Source organism: Gilvimarinus sp. 1_MG-2023 (assembly GCF_030548285.1).
The window spans coordinates 1-549 of the sequence record NZ_JAUOSC010000066.1; the positions used below are offsets into that span (position 1 = coordinate 1).

At 57.2% G+C, this 549-nt stretch carries 1 protein-coding gene; it reads right to left on the bottom strand.

Translation table 11 applies throughout. The annotated features are described in order from the left end of the window. On the bottom strand, window positions 1-492 hold a 492-nt coding region (locus Q4563_RS15675; protein ID WP_303605123.1), incomplete at its 3' end, for a hypothetical protein. Between the last annotated feature and the right edge of the window lie 57 nt (window positions 493-549).

Here is a 549-nt window from a genome sequence, read left to right on the forward strand (position 1 = left end):
GTGTAGCCCGAGCAGTGGATAGCTGTAGCTGACACACAAGGCGTAGACCACCAGAGCGCCCAAACCATCCGGGTAAGAACGAATGGTACGCGCCACCACATTTGCCCCCAGGCCTAGGTGCAAAATCAGCAGCAACGGGAAAAAACTCACCGGAAATGCCGCCAGCAGCCCGGCGCGCTGCGGGCCAAGCACATCCGCCAACCCGGTAATCAGCAAGATGGTCAATGTCGCCATGGCGGCACGAAATACCAGTTTCACCAGAGGCTGATGGAACCAGGTGGCGTGAATATGAGGATCGTGCCGTGTCGGCGCCGTGTCGTGAATGACGCCAAACAGAGTACGAAACAGCAAAATTGCCAAGACAACCACCAATAGCCCTACACCACGATGTGGCGGCAATTGCTGCAACAACCAGCTGCTGGTAAAAAAGCACAACAAGCCAGCGGCAATAGCCACCGGCACCCAACCCAAGCCGGAACGCCAGTGGATCACCCGCCAATAGCCCCAAGCCAGGCAAACGGCCGAAGTTAGCCCCGACAAGGTAAATAC